Source organism: Phyllobacterium sp. 1468, assembly GCF_031455525.1.
Taxonomy (GTDB): Bacteria; Pseudomonadota; Alphaproteobacteria; order Rhizobiales; family Rhizobiaceae; genus Phyllobacterium.
The window spans coordinates 511,663-528,362 of record NZ_JAVDSX010000002.1; the positions used below are offsets into that span (position 1 = coordinate 511,663).

Below are 16,700 nucleotides of genomic sequence, written 5' to 3' on the forward strand. Positions count from 1 at the left end.
TTACAGGAGCAATCCGACCAGAAACAGCGCCAGGATTGCGACTGTAAAAATTCCGGTTGTCACGCTGAAAATGTTAAGCGCGTCCTCGATGTTCTCGGCTCCTGCATCACGGCGCCCTGCACCGTTCAGCATCGGTTCGTTCGCCATCGCGCCGCCATAAACGCGGGGGCCTGCAAGTGCCACCTCAATTGCGCCCGCCATCGCTGCCTCGGGCCACCCCGCGTTCGGCGAGCGGTGCAGCCGCGCATCGCGCATCATCACATTGAACGAGCGAAGTGCAGCATCATAGCCATGCACGACCCAGGCTGCTGCCGAGATCAGAACACCTGTCAGTCTTGCCGGTACCCAGTTGGCAACATCATCGAACTTTGCCGCGAACCGCCCAAAATCCCGGTAACGGTCATTCAAATGCCCGATCATGGAATCCGCGGTATTTAACATCTTGTAGGCAAAAAGCCCGGGAAGCCCCAGCAGAGCATACCAGAATGCCGGAGCGACGATGCCATCGGAAGTATTTTCAGCAAGACTTTCGATGGCGGCGCGGCTCACCGCAGCATCATCGAGTACCTCGGGATCACGTCCGACAATCATCGAAACGGCGCGGCGGGCACCGACGATACCTTCCTCGCGCAGAGCTACTGCCACACGCCCCACATGTTCGCCGAGACTCTTCTGCGCCAGAAACACCGCAACAATCAGTGCCTCGATCAAGCCGCCAAAGGGCTGAATCGTCTGCAGCGCGAGATGCACGAGAAAACCAATGAACGCTGCCAGCACCAGCAAGCCCGCCATCGCAAGAAAACCATTGCGCCGTCTTTCATCGTCTGAATCGCTAGCCCTGTTGAGGTGCTTGTCGGCCAGTTCGATCGCTTTGCCAAATAGGACGATGGGATGAGGGATTTTCCGCCACAACCCATCAGGATCACCGAAGGTTCGATCGGCGAGCAAGGCAAGAAACAGAATCAACAGATTGATTTCCATAAATAATTCTATCCTGTTGAATCAAATCAGCGGGGGTATTGCACTTAGCACAATACGAAGACGTTGCCGCAATCGTTCAGCCGCATTCTCATCCAATGGCAGGCCAAAACGCAACCATTGTGGCGCGTAGTCAAATTTTCTTGTCAACACATGTTGCTCGCATAAGGCTTCGTGAAGCTGCCGGGCCTGCTTAAACTCCACCAACGAAAACAGCATTGTGCCACCAACTTGTAAAAGACCCGCTTCTGCCAAGACGCGTCCAAGCAGCTCGCGACGAGCCCTCAACCGCTTCGCAAAACCTGCAAGGAGGACTTCATCGGAAAACGCATGCGATGCAATGTGTAGGGCCGGGCCCGATACCGCCCAGGGACCCAGGCGGAGCCTGAGCGCCAGTGCAATATCGTGCGTCGTCAACGCAAAACCCAATCGCAACCCGCCCAAGCCGAAGAATTTGCCAAATGATTTCAGGATAATCAGCCCGCTTTTCCCTGTGTGGTTTGCGATGCTTGCTTCCGGATGGGCATCCGCAAAAGCTTCATCGACAATCAGGACGCCACCTCGGCTCTCCATTCGTCCAGCAAGTTCAAGCAAAGATGTTCTTGAGACAATTCGTCCATCCGGATTGTTCGGATTGACCACAACCGCAACCTTCGAAGATGGCAGAATCTCGTCGATGCTCCGGCAACTTGAAATCCGCCAACCCGCATTGAGGAATGACGCGCTGTGCTCCTGATAGGTTGGACCGACGATCGCGACTTCACCTTTTTCAGCCACGATATCGGGCAGTATTTGAATAAGCGATTGTGTGCCTGGCGCTGCAACGATTCCCGCCTCAGCCAACGCCCCATAATATTTCCGGGCGGCGTCAAGGGTTGAAGTGAGCAGTTTTTCGTCCGGCAAGCGGTTCCAGATTTCAGGACCAATCGACGGCAGAGGTAGTACTTCCGGATTGATACCGGTAGAAAGGTCAATCCAGTCGGATGGCGCGCCACCAAACCGTTCCAGAGCGCGATCGAGCGCGCCTCCATGTTCAATCTGCATTATCCCGCCAAATCAATTATGTGCATGTATGAGCCGCTCACCGATCCCACGCGCAGCCCGGCTTCGCCCAAATCGTCACCGAGTGCATCCCGAACGCGGAAGAGCCGTTCGGCGTCGCCCTCGCGAACGATACTGGCATAGTGAAATTCGTGTCCCGTAAGCTCCGTTTGAAACGGAGCCGCCGTAAGTGGTTTCAGGCGGCGATAGCCAAGATGCATCTTTCGTTTTGCAAAGCTTGTTTCGACGGGCAGGAGCCCGAGCATTGGATGTACTTTCCCCATCCCATCCTCGATGCTCTCACCCAGCACCATGTATCCCCCGCATTCGCCGTAAATGGTCGCACCCCTCGCCGCGGCCTTCTTGACGCCAGAAGCAAAGTTGCCCGCATGGGCAAGGCGCCCGCCATGAAGTTCTGGATAGCCTCCAGGCAGATATATAGCATCGCCGTCTCCGGCCGGCGCTTCATCCGCAAGCGGTGAAAAATAGCTTATCTCTGCGCCGCGCCGCCGCCAGCCGTCCAGCAGATGCCAGTAGGAAAACGCGAATGCGTTGTCACGCGCAACAGCTATCCTTTGTCCAAGAGGCGGGATGCGGGATACATTTGCCATCGATCCTGTATGACCATACCGATTGGCCAGTTGCTGGACCAGTTCAAGATCGATCCTGTCGCCAATGATATCACCTGCATGCGTGATGAAAGCCTCAAGGTCGAGATGTTCACCCGCCTGGACGAGCCCTAGATGCCGTTCCGGCAATTGCAACCCCTCGTCACGCGACAAGCAACCGAGAATCGGTATGCCAACGGCCTCCAGTGCGGAACGCAGCATGGTTTCATGGCGGACACTGCCGACCCTGTTTAGGATCAGGCCTGCAATCATCACATCGCGGCGAAAATCTCGAAAACCACTAACGAGTGCGGCAATCGAATGGGATTGCCGCGCACAGTCGACGACAAAAATAACTGGAAGCGACAGATGTGCCGCAAGATCGGCGGCAGACCCCCGCCCATCGCTGGCGCCATCGAAAAGGCCCATCATACCTTCGACCACGAGCATCTTGTTGCCTTCGGTATGACGTGCAGCCAATGCACTGATCAAATCCCGCCGCATCGCCCAAGGATCGAGATTGACGCAAGGACTACCGCTCGCCACCGCGTGATAAGCCGGGTCGATGTAATCTGGCCCCGCTTTTGCCGGCGCAGTCTCCACACCGAGGTTTCGAAGAGCGCGCAACAATCCAAGCGTGACGGTCGTCTTGCCGCTGCCAGACGACGGAGCGGCAACAATCAAGCCTTTCATCCCGCATCCTTTTCCCGGCGGGTTCCAAGCGGATCCTGCGTAAGCACACGACCTTCTGCCGCGCCGAGCCAGTCGAGCGCCGCACGCAAGCGGACAACTTGTCCCACCACCACGATGGCAGGAGGGCGGAGACCCGATTGCTGAACGTCAGTCTCGGCTCTCTCGAGCGTTGTCTCAAGCACTTTTTGATCGCTCGTTGTGGCATTGCAAACGAAAGCAATTGGTTCCTCCCTGGAGCGACCAGCAGCAATCAAGCGCGAAGCAATCAGTCCGATGTGCTTTATTGCCATATACATGACGATAACCGCAGAACCCTTGGCGATACTATTCCAGTCCATCGAATCGGGAACGAGGCCGGTAGCATCATGTCCGGTCAGGAAGGTCACACTTTGGTTGGTTTCGCGGTGAGTGACGGGAATACCTGCGTAAGCAAGTCCGCCGATCCCGGCCGTGATGCCGGGGATAATCCGGAATGGGACCTGGTGTTCGACCAAGGTCAGTGCTTCCTCTCCGCCTCTTCCGAAGACGAAAGGGTCACCGCCCTTCAAGCGCAGCACTCGCTTGCCAGACTTTGCGAGTTCGACCAGTCTAAGCGATATATCGCGTTGTTGCGGAGATGGTTTCCCGCCCCGTTTGCCGGCATACTCCAACACGGCTCCGGGACCAGCAAAAGACAGGCAATCCTCATTGACCAACGCATCGTAGACGATGACGTCGGCTTGTTCGAGTCCGTTGACAGCGTGCAGGGTCAACAGTCCAGGATCGCCCGGCCCTGCTCCCACAAGCCAGACGTGCCCCGTTTCAAAAACTGGCAGCTTCGAATTCATTGCGCTCATCGCTCATTCCGATCTTTTGCGCATAGCACAATTTTTCTGGCCGTAAGCATGAACTTATCGGAAATATCATGCAACGGGGGCAGAAGCTGGTCTATAAGACCTGCATGAGCGACGAACCCGATGCAGGACAGCGGAAACCCGATAAGACGAGCGAACGGCCCTTGCGTCGAGGCTGGACCACGGGTGCTTGCGCAACCGCTGCGACCAAGGCGGCATTGATCGCGTTGATCACAGGCGAATTTCCCGACCCCGTAGCGATCATTCTGCCTAAGGGCGAAGTTCCGCACTTCCAGCTGGCGATCGAATCGATCGGCGATGGTTATGCAATGGCAGGCATTGTCAAAGATGCCGGCGATGATCCCGATGTCACGCATGGTGCCACGATAATCTCGACGGTGTTTCCCGCACCGCCCGGAAGCGGCATACAGTTTGTCGCGGGCGAAGGCGTTGGCACGGTCACCCTGCCAGGCTTGCCCATTCCTCCGGGAGAAGCGGCAATCAATCCCGTACCGCGTGAAATGATGAGCCGGATTTGCGAGGAAATCTGTGGGCAATATGATTTACCAGCGGATATCGTCATCACAATCTCTGTGCCTGAGGGCGAAGAGTTGGCCAAGAGAACGTGGAACCCGCGTCTTGGCATTGTCGGCGGCATTTCGATTCTGGGAACCACTGGCATCGTTCACCCTTTCTCTTGCGCGGCTTGGATACACTCGATCCATCGCGGCATTGACGTATCACGTGCAGCAGGTCTCAAGCATGTTCTCGCCGCAACTGGATCAACCTCCGAGGATGCGGCGCAAGCCATTTATCACCTGCCGAAGATTGCGCTTCTCGACATGGGCGATTTCGCTGGCGGTCTGCTAAAATACCTGCGCGTTCATCCAATCGATCGGCTGACAATCGCCGGCGGCTTTGCCAAGCTGACTAAACTGGCACAAGGCGCGCTCGATCTTCATTCTGGCCGTAGCCAGGTCAGCATGGCTTTTCTTGCGGATGAAGCTGAAAAGCTGGGGCTCGATCCAAGTGTGAGAGAGCGGATTCTGAATGCCAACACTGCGCAGGAAGTGCTTGAATTGACACAATCTATGGGAATTGATCTCGCCAGTCCTATTGCCGCACGGGCAAGGCAAACAGCTCTTGCCACACTCAAGGGCGCCCCGGTCGAAGTGGAGGTCATCATTACCGATCGCAAGGGTACAGTTCTTTCCCGTGTCTAATGGTCCAATTCTCATTCTAGGTGGCACTGCCGAAGCGTCAAAACTCGCTTCTCGTCTGGTTGCGGAAGGTCACCGCGTGATTTCATCTTTGGCGGGACGTACGCTTAACCCGGCAACACTCAAGGGCGAAGTTCGTATCGGCGGTTTTGGCGGTGCCAGAGGCCTCATTGCGTATATTGTGAAACAGGAAATATCCCTGCTTATCGACGCAACACACCCCTTCGCAACACAGATCTCCGATAACGCCATCCTTGCAGCAGCTTCAACGAAAACGCCTTTCGTTCGGCTAGAGCGTCCGGCTTGGCACACGAAACCTGGCGATAGCTGGTCGAATGTGACTTCACTACAAGACGCGGTTGGCCTCATCCCCGCAAAGGCACGTGTGCTGCTCGCGCTTGGACGACAACACATCGCACCATTTTCCCGTCGCGGCGACGTGCATTTTGTCGTGCGAATGATAGACCCACCTGAAGCGCCGCTCGATCTCGTGGATTTCGAACTGGAATTGTCGAAGCCTGGCAAAGTTGATGACGAGACTGCTTTCCTGACGACGAAACGTATCACGCATATTGTTTGCCGCAATTCCGGGGGGACCGCGTCCTATACCAAGATCAAGGCGGCGCGCGATCTCGGCATTCCTGTAATCATGATTGATCGTCCCCATCGCCCAAGCACCCATAGTGTGGCCGATATCGAAAGCGTCATTCTATTTGTTGATGAGGTTTTTGGCTCAGTCTGAAAGCTTGCGCAGCGAGTGCGTGTGACCTTTGTGATACAGAGCCGAATCCCGGAAAGTATCTGCCGCCAGACCGCGTCCGACAAAAATCATCGCTGACCGATGCAAGCCCGATATCTCTACCTTGCCGGCGATATCGGCAAGCGTTCCATGGATAAACTGTTCGTCTGACCAGCCCACGCGGTAGGCAACAATGACAGGACAATCAGCGCCATAAAGCGGGGTAAGTTCGGTCTCGACGCGCGCCAGATTGCGGATCGAAAGGTGGATAACCAGCGTCGCACCCGATTTCCCAAGAGTTGCCAGATCTTCGCCTTCCGGCATAGAGGATGATTTGACCGAAGTGCGCGTCAGGATGATGGTCTGGCATACTTCCGGAACCGTCAGTTCTTTTTTCAAGGCAGCAGCGGCGGCCGCAAATGCCGGAACGCCGGGCGTCACGTCATAGTGGATGCCCAATGCATCAAGACGCCGCATCTGCTCGGCCACCGCGCCGTATATCGACGGATCCCCGGAATGAACGCGCGCAACATCCTTACCTTCCGCGTGAGCCATCTCGAACTCTGCAATGATTTCATCGAGCGTGAGCGACGACGTATCGACCACGCGTGCGTTCTCGGGTACTTCCGCGACCATCTCCGCTGGAACGAGTGACCCTGCGTACAAACAGACCGGACACGATTGAATCAGTCTTAATCCGCGCACAGTAATAAGGTCGGGGGCGCCTGGGCCTGCTCCAATGAAATGGATCGTCATTTTTATCTCTTCGTTGCAGCCAACGCCGCTGTAGCATGAGCCGATTTTGTTTTTCCAACGACCAATACGCCTGTCGGACCAACACCTGCAAGCGCGGCGGCTTCAGCCACGCCGTGACATCCCATCAGCGCAAAAACGCGATTGGACGGGTTCAGCAAATTTGGCGTCTGTTCTTCCAGTGTGGAAGCACTGAAATAGCGGACGGGGCAGTTGAACTTCCGCGCTACATTCACAATGGCTGGCTCGCCCCATCGCAAGTCTATCGAGTGTATGCCGCTTAGATCCGATGACTCAACGGCCGCATCTTGCAAGACCTTGTTGACGAGGTCCAAGAGCTCGTCCGGCGCACATCCACGTTCGCACCCCACCCCGAGCGCATAGATTGGCGAAGTCATCCGTGCTTCTTGTGCAATTCTTCCGGCGTTACGCCCAAAAGGTCAGCCGTCTTGCGGATCAGATTGGCTTCTTTGGCATCTAATTCATCGTCCGCATTCGCAATCGCCAAAAGGTGGCGCAGCAACTGAACCTTGCGTTCAAACGACACGTCCGCAAAGGCAAGCGCCGCTTGGGTACTTGTGGTCTCATAACCGAAGTCCTTGAGGTATTCGGCGACTTCTCCGAACTCCTCAGGGGAAATTCCGAAATCGTTCGACGCAACCCGCAAAATCGCGGCGTATTCGGCTTTATCGGTCTTTCCATCCGCCAACGCTATATGCAGCAGTAGCAAAAGTTCAGCTGTCAACACCGGGTCATCCGCAACCTTCTGCACTGCGCTTTTCGTACCCAGAAACGTTGTGATCCGATCAAAAATGCTTTCGCTCATATTACCCCCAAAAATGTCTCTACTGATTGATTGCAGTACAGACAGCCGAATTCAAGTAGCGAAACGCCTCAGGCCGGCACCATAAAACTAAAATTCGATGCCTTTCTGAGCCTTGATGCCCGATCGGAACGGATGCTTGATCATTTCCATCTCGGTGACGAGATCCGCAAACTCGATAAGCTCATCCTTGGCATTACGGCCAGTGATGATCACGTGTTTCATATGCGGCTTCTGTTTCAGGACCTCGATGATTTCATCGACCGGCAGATAGTCATAACGCAGGGCAATGTTGAGTTCGTCGCAGAGGACCAACTCGGTTTCGTCGTCGAGTATCATCATCTTGGCCTGTTCCCAGGCATCGCGGGCCATGGCGATATCACGGGCACGATCCTGCGTTTCCCACGTAAATCCCTCGCCCATGGCGGAAATCGTCACCTGCTCAGGGAATTTTTCAAGAACCCAACGCTCGCCGGTATCCCATGATCCCTTGACGAACTGGACGACGCCGATCTTCATCCCATGGCCAAGCGCCCTGAACACGACGCCAAACCCGGCCGTGGACTTGCCCTTGCCCTTGCCGGTATTGACGATCACGAGGCCCTTTTCGTCGGTTTTGGTCGCCAGAATTTTGTCGCGCACCGCCTTCTTTTTGCGCATTTTGTCGGCATGCCGCTCATTGATTTCCGCTTCGGTCAGATTCTGCAATTTTTGTGACTTTTCAGCCATTTGGCTTTCCCTTCGGAATCAAATTATCGAGCGACAGTTTTGCTTAAAGCGTAGCGCGCCGAGTTGGAACGCGGCGTCCAGAAGTCGCGCGCGACTGCCTGTTCCAACTTTTCCGCAATATCACGCAAGGCATGCGGGTTTTTTTCGGCCAGAAAATTCCGCACGTCTTCGTCTACCAGAAATGCCTGATAGACGGCTTCGAAATGGTGGTTGCCGACAGCGCCGGTGGTAGCGGCGAAGGCAAAAAGATAATCCACGGTCGCCGCCATCTCGAATGCACCCTTATAGCCATGGCGCATCACGCCAGTAATCCATTTCGGGTTGGTCACACGGCCACGAACCGTACGGGCGATTTCTTCTTCAAGCGTGCGGATAACGGGTTTTTCCGGACGTGAATGGTCATTATGGTAGATGGCAGGGCGTTCGCCCGAGACAAGTTCCACCGCCGCCGACATACCCCCTTCGAATTGGTAGTAATCGTCGGAATCGAGCAGATCGTGCTCGCGGTTGTCCTGATTTTGTACGACGGCGTTGACGTCCCGCAGCCGTTCTTCAAGCAAGCCGCGCTCGGCATTGCCCTCGATGCCCGCGCCGTAGGCATAGCCGCCCCAGACGAGCCATGCTTCCGCGAGAGCGTCGCGCTTTGCCCAGTCATTTTCATCGATGAGCGCTTGCAGGCCAGCACCATAGGCACCCGGCTTGGAGCCAAATACGCGAAAACCAGCGCGTTGTCTGGCCAGCTTTTCTTCTGTGCCTTCTCCAATGAGGCGCGCCTGCTCGCTGCGCATACGCGCGGCGATGGGATTATGCTCGGCATCTTCATCCAATGCGCCCACTGCCCGAACTGCCGTATCGAACAGCGCTATCTGGTCTGGAAATGCATCACGGAAAAACCCCGAAATTCTCAAGGTTACATCGACGCGTGGACGGCCAAGCATGGCGGTCGGGACGATTTCGTAACCGGTAACCCGGCGCGAGGCCATATCCCACACCGGCTTGACACCGATCAGTGCCAGCGCTTGCGCAATATCGTCGCCGCCGGTGCGCATATTCGAAGTACCCCAGGCGGTGAGCCCGAAGGACGTGGGCCATTCGCCATGATCCTGCGTGTAGCGTCGGATCAGAAGCTCGGCAGATTTTTGTCCGAGTTCCCATGCGGCCGGCGTTGGCACGGCGCGGCTATCAACCGAAAAGAAGTTCCGCCCTGTCGGCAAGACATCCGGGCGCCCGCGCGTTGGCGCCCCCGACGGCCCCGGCACAACGAAACGTCCGCTCAGTGCCGTCAGTAGTGCGTTCATCTCGGCATCGCCGCAAGCGGTGACAGCAGGACGCAAATTGGTGCAGATGCCTTCAAGCACGGCAATTGTCGCTGCCCAATCCTGCGCGCAATCCACCTCTCCGGCCACCAATTTGGCGGCCAGCAGCTCGACACGCTCGACGGTATCGCCGGCGATGCGCCAAGGCTCATTCGAAATAGTTTGCAGGATATCGGGGCGAGGCCCGTCCCACTGCTTGGCCATCTCACAATCCAGCGGATCAAAGCCCTCCAGCCCGAGATCGAGCGCAATGGCCCGCTGCAGGCTCTGATCGCCGCCATGGCCGGCTCCGCGCGGCACGCGCGCCAGCGCAACCACGAGATCGGTCAGCAGACGGCCTTCCGGCGATCGTCCGAAAACATGCAGGCCATCGCGGATTTGCATTTCCTTCAAATCGCAAAGATAAGCATCGAGTTTCTGCAGAGCGAGATCGCCCGGGTCATGATCGTGAATGCCGGCATCGCTGTCGAGCCCGATATCGCGCACCAGATCGAGAATTTGCCCCTTAAGACGCACAAGTCGGCGCGGATCGACGCCGGATGCCTCGTAATATTCGTCAACCAGCGCTTCGAGGTCTTTGAGCGGACCATAGCTCTCGGCGCGGGTGAGCGGCGGTGTCAGATGATCGATGATGACGGCGGATGAGCGGCGCTTGGCCTGGGTTCCCTCGCCCGGATCATTGACGATAAACGGGTAGATATGCGGCACCGGTCCAAGCACTGCCTCCGGATAGCAATTTTCCGACAGCGCTAGAGATTTGCCCGGCAGCCATTCGAGATTGCCGTGCTTGCCGACATGCACAATGGCATGTGCATCATAGACCTCGCGCAAATAGGCGTAGAACGCAAGATAGCCATGCGGCGGCACAAGGTCCGGGGAATGGTAGGTTTCTTTCGGATCGATGTTATAGCCGCGCGCGGGCTGAATGCCGACTAGCGTTTTGCCGAAGCGCGCCAACGGCAAGGCGAACTTCTCGGCATGCTCCATGAAGTACGGATCGGCCTCCGGCTGCCCCCAGCGAGAGGTGACGACGTCTTGAATCGATTGCGGAAGCTTTTCGAAGAAGCTCCTGTATTGATTCAAGGAAATGGTTTCCCGGATTTCCCGTCCGTCGCGGGCTGCGTTGGTCGGGCCCGCCATCATATGATTGATCAGCGCGTCGCCGTCGGTGGGAACGCCGGCAACCCCATAGCCCTGCTCCCGCATCGAATGCAGAATATGCCAGGTACCAGCAGGCGTATCCAAACCCACACCATTGCCAAGCCGGCCATCGCGATTGGGATAGTTGGCCATGATCAGCGCAACACGGCGCGAAGCAGTCTTCGCAGCACGAAGCCGTGCCCAGTTGGCTGCCAGCGCCGCAACGAATTCGACACGATTGGCCAACGGCTCGTGCGTGACGATATTGGCTTGGGTGCTCTCGTCATAATGCTGGGCGGACTTAAATGAAACAGCGCGCGCTAGAACACGCCCGTCGACCTCCGGTAGTGCCACATTCATCGCCAAGTCACGGGCTGACAATCCTTGATCGGAGCCGCGCCATTGTTCGATGCTTGATCCGGAAAAGATAACCTGCAGCACCACGGCGCCGCCCTGTTCGAGCACGGTGGCTTTGCGGGCGCTGCCCGGCGCGGAAACGGCAAAGCCAGTCGAATTGAGCACGACAGAAGGCGGCGTCTCGGAGAAAATGTTCTCCAGCGTCGCCACGGATACCGGATCTTTCAGGCTGGAAACGAACACCGGTAAAGGGTTTAGTCCCCTGGCCTTTAGCGCGTCGATTAAAGCTTCGACCGGCTGCGTCTGCCCGCTCTGCACCAGTGCGCGGTAAAAACAGATGGCGACGACCGACGCATTATCCTGCCATTGCCCACGCAATTCTTCCAGCGACGGGGCGGCGCTGCCCGGCCACCACAACCCGGCTTTCAAAAGCGGCGCTGCTTCCTGCGGTTTATCCTTTCCGTCGATCAGTGCTCCACAATAATCGAGGAAACGTAGGGCGTTCTGCGCGCCACCCTCCAGCAGATAGTGCCAGAGCGCATCGCGATCCTGTCGTGAAATCGTGGAAAACCGGTCCAGCCCCGGGTCCGGCTTATCGTCACCTGGCAGCACCGCAAGCTGTACCTTGTGGTTGATCGCGCAAGCATGCAACGCTTCCAGCCCGTAAGGCCAATAGCTTTCACCGCCGAGGATTCGCACCACGATAAGCCTTGCATGACGTGCCGTTCGCTCGACATAAGCATCGACAGACATGGGATGTGCTAGCGCCATCAAATTGGCGAGGCGCAACGATACGACATCGTTTTGTCGCTGGGCAGAGCTAAGGCTTGCGAGTTCCGTGTCAGCGGCGGAGAGAAACAGCACATCTCCCGGCGTCTGGCCGAGGTCTATGGCCTCGGTGCCTTCAGCTATCGTGCCTTTCTGGGCAAGCAGGAGATGCATCTGGTTCCCAATCAGGCGGCGGCAGCGCGCATTGCCGTCGAGATGGCGGCCGTATCGATATCGTGCAAACCAATCACGACGAGCCGCGTCTGACGTTCTTCGCCGGGGTTCCAACTGCGATCGAAATAATGTTCGATACGTGAACCGACTGCCTGGATCACTAGACGCATTGGCTTGCCGGGAACATCGACGAAGCCTTTGAGCCGCAAGACGTCGTGATCGGCAATCACTGCTTTGAGCTTTTCGACAAATGATTTCGGCTCGGCCACCGGGCCAAGCCCCACGACAAAACTTTCGAACTCGTCGTGGTCGTGTTCTTCACCCGCCGCATGCTCCATCTCGTGATGCGATTGACGATTGGCAATGTCGCCCTCGGTGCCGACACCCAGCCCAAGCAGCAATTCATTGCTGAGCTTGCCGAAGCTTGCCGAAACCATATTCAGTGAGCGCGACGAGCGGCTTTGCACATCATCGCGAACGCTCATCAACCGCGCATCGCTGATCAAATCCGTCTTGTTCAACACGATAAGATCGGCCGCGCGGATCTGGTCCTCGAATAGCTCTTCCAGCGGACTGTCATGATCAAGCGATTCATCCTGTTCGCGTTGCGCGTCCACCTTGTCATGATCGTCGGCAAAACGTCCCTCCGAAACCGCGGCTGCGTCAATGACAGTCACGACACCATCGACAGTCACCTGTGTCTTGATCTCCGGCCAGTTAAACGCGGCAACCAGCGGCTGCGGCAGCGCCAACCCCGAGGTTTCGATGACGATGTGATCGAAGCGATCCGGCCGATCCAGAAGTTTGGTCATGGTCGGAATGAAATCATCGGCAACGGTGCAGCAGATGCAGCCATTGTTCAGTTCGATCATATCCTCGTCGCGGCACGCTTCGATACCGCACCCTTTCAGCAAGTTGCCGTCAACGCCAAGATCGCCAAATTCGTTGATGATCAACGCAATACGCTTACCGTTGGCATTTTCCAGGAGATTGCGGATCATCGTCGTCTTGCCCGAACCGAGAAAGCCGGTGATGACGGTTGCCGGAATCTTTTGACCCTGCATGGTGTTATCCCTTCATTTTGAGCGGCAGTCCTGCTGCTACGAAATAGACCTGAGCCGCAGCACCTGCCACGGCTTGATGGAGCCGGCCGGCATGGTCGCGAAAGTCGCGCGCCATGCGGTTTTCTGGAACGATGCCAAGACCCACCTCATTGGAGACCAGCACCACGGCACCCTTTAATTTTTTCAGCGCCGCAACAAGCCGCGCTGTCTCTGTTTCGATATCTTTCTCGGACATCATCAGGTTGGTGAGCCACAAGGTCAGACAATCGACGAGAACGGCACGGTTGCCGACGCATTCTCTTTGCAGCACATCAACCAGATCAAGTGGTTCTTCAATGGTTGTCCAGGAGCCGCCACGCCGTTGCTTGTGCTGCGCAATTCTCTCCGACATTTCAACGTCCCATGCTCTGCCAGTGGCAAGATAGACCGCATCCATACCGGACGCTTCGATCAACCCCTCGGCAAAAGCGGATTTCCCGGAACGCGCACCACCCAGGACAAAGGTTGCTCTGCGTTCCAGTTGCATCAGGCATCCAGCTCCGATTGCGCGTAGTGTTGAATGGCCCAGCCAAGCGCGGTTCCAAGCACCATCCAGAAGAACAGGTTGGTTGCCAGTGTCGACACGGCAAATTCGGAGGCCAATGCCGGCGGTACGCTTGAAGTCAGATCGTCGGCTTCAGGCGCACCGTAAACGTGTGGGGCTGCGATCAGCGCAATGCCCAGCACCTTTGCCCAGATCTCGTCGCGAAGCACGATTAGATAAACGCCGCCTGCCGTCAGCAGAACCGTAATCAGCCACCAGGCCTGCCTCGTGGCAAGGTCGGCCGCCGGCATCGCCGGCAATTCGGGAGCGAGGCTGAATGCAGGCGCAAGATTGAAGATAAAGAAGCCCGCAAGACCCCAATAAACACCATTTTGCAGCGTGATCCTGCGGCCCAGAAAAAGCGCGGCAGCGCCTGTGATGAGGGCAAAGCCGGCACCGGCAATAAGATTGATCAGTAGCGTATTGCCAAAGCGGCCGAATGGAAGCGCAGGGCTTGTCTCTTCTTCGTCGTCGTGCGGGGCTACGGCAGCGGGTGCAGCCTCGGTCGCCGCCACCGCAGCGTCATGGCTATGTTCATGACCGCCGGCGTTTTCATATTCCTCGGCATTCAGAATAAGCGGAACAGTCCGCACATACATCGCCGGCGTCAAAAGAATACCGGCAAACAGACCGGCTACAATGGTAGCCAGAAGATATTTAACCAACATGGAATTCACTCCCGATCCCTAAAGCGAGACGCCGGGTACCTGAAGAAGGCCCCGGACCAAACAAATTGTAATTTTTCAATGCGTAAGAGCAGATAGCTGAATCGTCTATTCAGCTAGTGAAAAGCTCAATGGCAGGGAAATCCATATGAATGGCGGGTGTCGTGCGCGGTATCATGCAACGTTTCGGAATGCGAAAGACCGACACCGTAGATGATGAACACGCCCAGCATCAGCGAAAACACCGCCGTGGTCAAACGCGATGCAAGCGGGAGAGAAATCGTAGTCGAAGTACGAGTAACAGCCATAACAACCTCCGTGCAGGGCCAGAAGGGACAATCCCCTTCGGTTTTGGGCACGATTGCCCTATGACTGGCAGGTCTCCTGGCTCGCGGGTCGTAGGATCAATGCCGCCTTCCCGGTTTCCCAGTGGCTGCCATCAGCTTTCGCTTCTGGCGATGACATTGACCCTCACCGCTCTACAGTCGCGGGGTCGGCTGCGGTTAGGTCGCCCTGATGGGTACGGCCGTCGCATTCCCTTTTGATCCCTTGGCCTTTGGCCGATATCGGGAACCAATCATCCCGTGACGTTATTCACCAAGCGCCACGAATGTCAAATGAAACTGCAACATCAACTCCTGCTGCCGCGTCATTGCTGTGATTTGAGCGCGAGCAGCCGGTCGATATCAAGCACGTCAGACAGTTGGCCGGCTATGGAATCGAGAGCCTCATCTACCCCGGCACGATAATCGAGCGCGTCCGCAGCAATTCCCATGTATTGTAAAAATGCAGCACGGAAACGGTCGTCTACGAACAATCCGTGCAAATAGCTCCCAAAAACTTTGCCGTCCCTGGAAGCAGCACCGTCAACCGTGCCATTGACGCGCACCGTTGGCCGCTCGCAATCCGGTCCCGTTGTTCTGCCAAGGTGAATCTCGTAGCCCTTCAACGGCAAATCGAACTGCAGTGAATGAGCCTGCACATTGCGCACCGTCTTTTCCGGTTCCATGACCGTATGGATATCGAGGTGACCTAGCCCCTCAATCTCGGTGACAATGCCTTCAATTCCGTCGGGGTCACGCACCGTCCGGCCGAGCATTTGATATCCGCCGCAGATGCCGATGATATGACCGCCGCGACGCCTGTGCATATAAAGATCTTTGTCCCAGCCATTTTCCTTGAAGCGCAAGAGATCGCCAATCGTGGATTTGGAACCGGGAATGATCACAAGTCCGGCATCCGCCGGCAGCCGTTCGCCACTTCTTACCATGACCACGTCCACCAGCGGCTCTGCCATCAGCGGATCGAGATCATCAAAATTAGCAATCCGGTCGAGGATTGGGACGGCAACTTTGAGTGCACGCCCCTCGCCTTTGACCGAGCGTTCCAACACAACTGAATCCTCGGCGGGTAACCGCGAGGCATCCTTCAACCATGGCACAACGCCGAATGACGGCCAGCCGGTAAATTGCGTTATGGATTTGAGCCCATCATCGAACAGCGAAATGTCGCCGCGAAACTTGTTGATGATGTACCCGATGATCATGTCACGATCCTCTGGTTCAAGAATCGCATGTGTGCCAACGATCGATGCAATCACCCCGCCGCGATCAATATCGCCGACGAGCACGACGGGCACATTGGCACGGGTGGCAAAACCCATATTGGCGATATCACCAGCGCGCAGATTGATTTCGGCAGGCGATCCCGCACCCTCCACGATAACCAGATCAGCACCGGCTCGCACGACATCCCACGACCCCATCACCGCATCGAGCAGCTGCGACTTGAATTTCTGATAGTCGCGGCCCCGGGCCTGCCCCCAGACCTTGCCTTGCACTATTATCTGACTGCCGGTTTCCGATTGTGGCTTCAAAAGCACGGGGTTCATATGAACCGATGACGGCACGCCGCAAGCCAGTGCCTGCAGCCATTGCGCCCGGCCGATCTCGCCGCCATCGTCGCTGACCGCGGCATTGTTGGACATGTTCTGCGGCTTGAAGGGGCGCACCGTCAACCCGCGATTGCGCGCAAGCCGGCAAAGTCCCGCCACGAGGACCGATTTCCCAACATCAGAGCCAGTTCCCTGCAACATGATTGCGTGCGTCATGGGCTTTGAGTAGCGGATATGTCGTTCTCTTCCTAGCCCCACCGAAGACGTTGCGCCTCTTGGTGCTTGGGATAGACTGGAGGGAACAAGAGTACAGGGAGGTTAT

At 56.6% G+C, this 16,700-nt stretch carries 16 protein-coding genes and 1 riboswitch; of the genes, 2 read left to right on the plus strand and 14 right to left on the minus strand.

Going from position 1 to position 16,700, the window contains the following annotated elements; translation table 11 throughout:
• Genes cbiB through cobA form a run of 4 tightly spaced genes read right to left on the minus strand, consistent with a single transcriptional unit; the run spans nt 1 to nt 4,156 of the window.
• Entirely contained in the window at nt 1–981 is a 981-nt protein-coding gene (cbiB, locus tag J2X72_RS07930) for an adenosylcobinamide-phosphate synthase CbiB (RefSeq protein ID WP_310070453.1), read from the minus strand.
• Nucleotides 982–1,002: 21 nt separating this feature from the next.
• Nucleotides 1,003–2,022, minus strand: coding sequence for a threonine-phosphate decarboxylase CobD (gene cobD, locus J2X72_RS07935; protein ID WP_310070456.1), 1,020 nt, complete (start codon nt 2,020–2,022; stop codon nt 1,003–1,005).
• On the minus strand, nt 2,022–3,320 hold the full coding sequence (locus tag J2X72_RS07940) for a cobyrinate a,c-diamide synthase (RefSeq protein WP_310070459.1): 1,299 nt from the start codon (nt 3,318–3,320) through the stop codon (nt 2,022–2,024). The genes cobD and J2X72_RS07940 overlap by 1 nt, the downstream gene beginning before the upstream one ends.
• Nucleotides 3,317–4,156 carry a uroporphyrinogen-III C-methyltransferase gene (cobA, locus tag J2X72_RS07945; protein ID WP_310070462.1) on the minus strand — a complete coding sequence of 280 codons (840 nt, stop codon included), beginning with the start codon at nt 4,154–4,156 and terminating at the stop codon, nt 3,317–3,319. Before cobA ends, J2X72_RS07940 begins: the two co-directional genes overlap by 4 nt.
• Nucleotides 4,157–4,260: 104 nt before the next feature.
• On the opposite strand from cobA, the gene J2X72_RS07950 reads away from it, so the two are divergent.
• A complete protein-coding gene (locus tag J2X72_RS07950; RefSeq protein WP_310071041.1) occupies nt 4,261–5,376 on the plus strand; it encodes a cobalt-precorrin-5B (C(1))-methyltransferase in 1,116 nt (371 codons plus the stop codon).
• Nucleotides 5,369–6,115: a cobalt-precorrin-6A reductase gene (locus tag J2X72_RS07955; protein WP_210000860.1), complete on the plus strand. Its 747-nt coding sequence runs from the start codon at nt 5,369–5,371 to the stop codon at nt 6,113–6,115. Before J2X72_RS07950 ends, J2X72_RS07955 begins: the two co-directional genes overlap by 8 nt.
• Here the strand turns inward: J2X72_RS07955 and cobM are convergent.
• The 10 genes from cobM to J2X72_RS08005 all read right to left on the minus strand — a co-directional run bounded on the left by cobM (nt 6,107) and on the right by J2X72_RS08005 (nt 16,594).
• Complete coding sequence (cobM, locus tag J2X72_RS07960) at nt 6,107–6,868, minus strand: precorrin-4 C(11)-methyltransferase (protein ID WP_310070467.1); 762 nt, start codon at nt 6,866–6,868, stop codon at nt 6,107–6,109. The two genes, J2X72_RS07955 and cobM, sit on opposite strands and share 9 nt — an antisense overlap.
• A 2-nt stretch (nt 6,869–6,870) precedes the next feature.
• Entirely contained in the window at nt 6,871–7,263 is a 393-nt protein-coding gene (locus J2X72_RS07965) for a cobalamin biosynthesis protein (protein WP_310070469.1), read from the minus strand.
• Entirely contained in the window at nt 7,260–7,691 is a 432-nt protein-coding gene (locus tag J2X72_RS07970; RefSeq protein ID WP_210000844.1) for a TerB family tellurite resistance protein, read from the minus strand. The genes J2X72_RS07965 and J2X72_RS07970 overlap by 4 nt, the downstream gene beginning before the upstream one ends.
• A gap of 87 nt (nt 7,692–7,778) precedes the next feature.
• On the minus strand, nt 7,779–8,417 hold the full coding sequence (cobO, locus tag J2X72_RS07975; RefSeq protein ID WP_114428738.1) for a cob(I)yrinic acid a,c-diamide adenosyltransferase: 639 nt from the start codon (nt 8,415–8,417) through the stop codon (nt 7,779–7,781).
• Between the two features lie 23 nt (nt 8,418–8,440).
• Nucleotides 8,441–12,172, minus strand: a complete 3,732-nt coding sequence (gene cobN / locus J2X72_RS07980; RefSeq protein ID WP_310070474.1) for a cobaltochelatase subunit CobN — start codon at nt 12,170–12,172, stop codon at nt 8,441–8,443.
• A gap of 11 nt (nt 12,173–12,183) precedes the next feature.
• Nucleotides 12,184–13,236, minus strand: a complete 1,053-nt coding sequence (gene cobW / locus J2X72_RS07985) for a cobalamin biosynthesis protein CobW (RefSeq protein WP_210000818.1) — start codon at nt 13,234–13,236, stop codon at nt 12,184–12,186.
• Between the two features lie 4 nt (nt 13,237–13,240).
• A complete protein-coding gene (cobU, locus tag J2X72_RS07990; RefSeq protein WP_310070477.1) occupies nt 13,241–13,762 on the minus strand; it encodes a bifunctional adenosylcobinamide kinase/adenosylcobinamide-phosphate guanylyltransferase in 522 nt (173 codons plus the stop codon).
• The gene (locus J2X72_RS07995) at nt 13,762–14,487 is read right to left on the minus strand and encodes a CbtA family protein (RefSeq protein ID WP_310070479.1); all 726 of its coding nucleotides are present in this window, start codon (nt 14,485–14,487) and stop codon (nt 13,762–13,764) included. Before J2X72_RS07995 ends, cobU begins: the two co-directional genes overlap by 1 nt.
• 125 nt (nt 14,488–14,612) lie before the next feature.
• Nucleotides 14,613–14,792, minus strand: a complete 180-nt coding sequence (locus J2X72_RS08000) for a CbtB-domain containing protein (RefSeq protein WP_310070481.1) — start codon at nt 14,790–14,792, stop codon at nt 14,613–14,615.
• Between the two features lie 48 nt (nt 14,793–14,840).
• Nucleotides 14,841–15,077: riboswitch (cobalamin riboswitch) on the minus strand.
• 56 nt (nt 15,078–15,133) lie between these two features.
• Nucleotides 15,134–16,594 carry a cobyric acid synthase gene (locus J2X72_RS08005; RefSeq protein WP_310070485.1) on the minus strand — a complete coding sequence of 487 codons (1,461 nt, stop codon included), beginning with the start codon at nt 16,592–16,594 and terminating at the stop codon, nt 15,134–15,136.
• Nucleotides 16,595–16,700 lie beyond the last annotated feature (106 nt).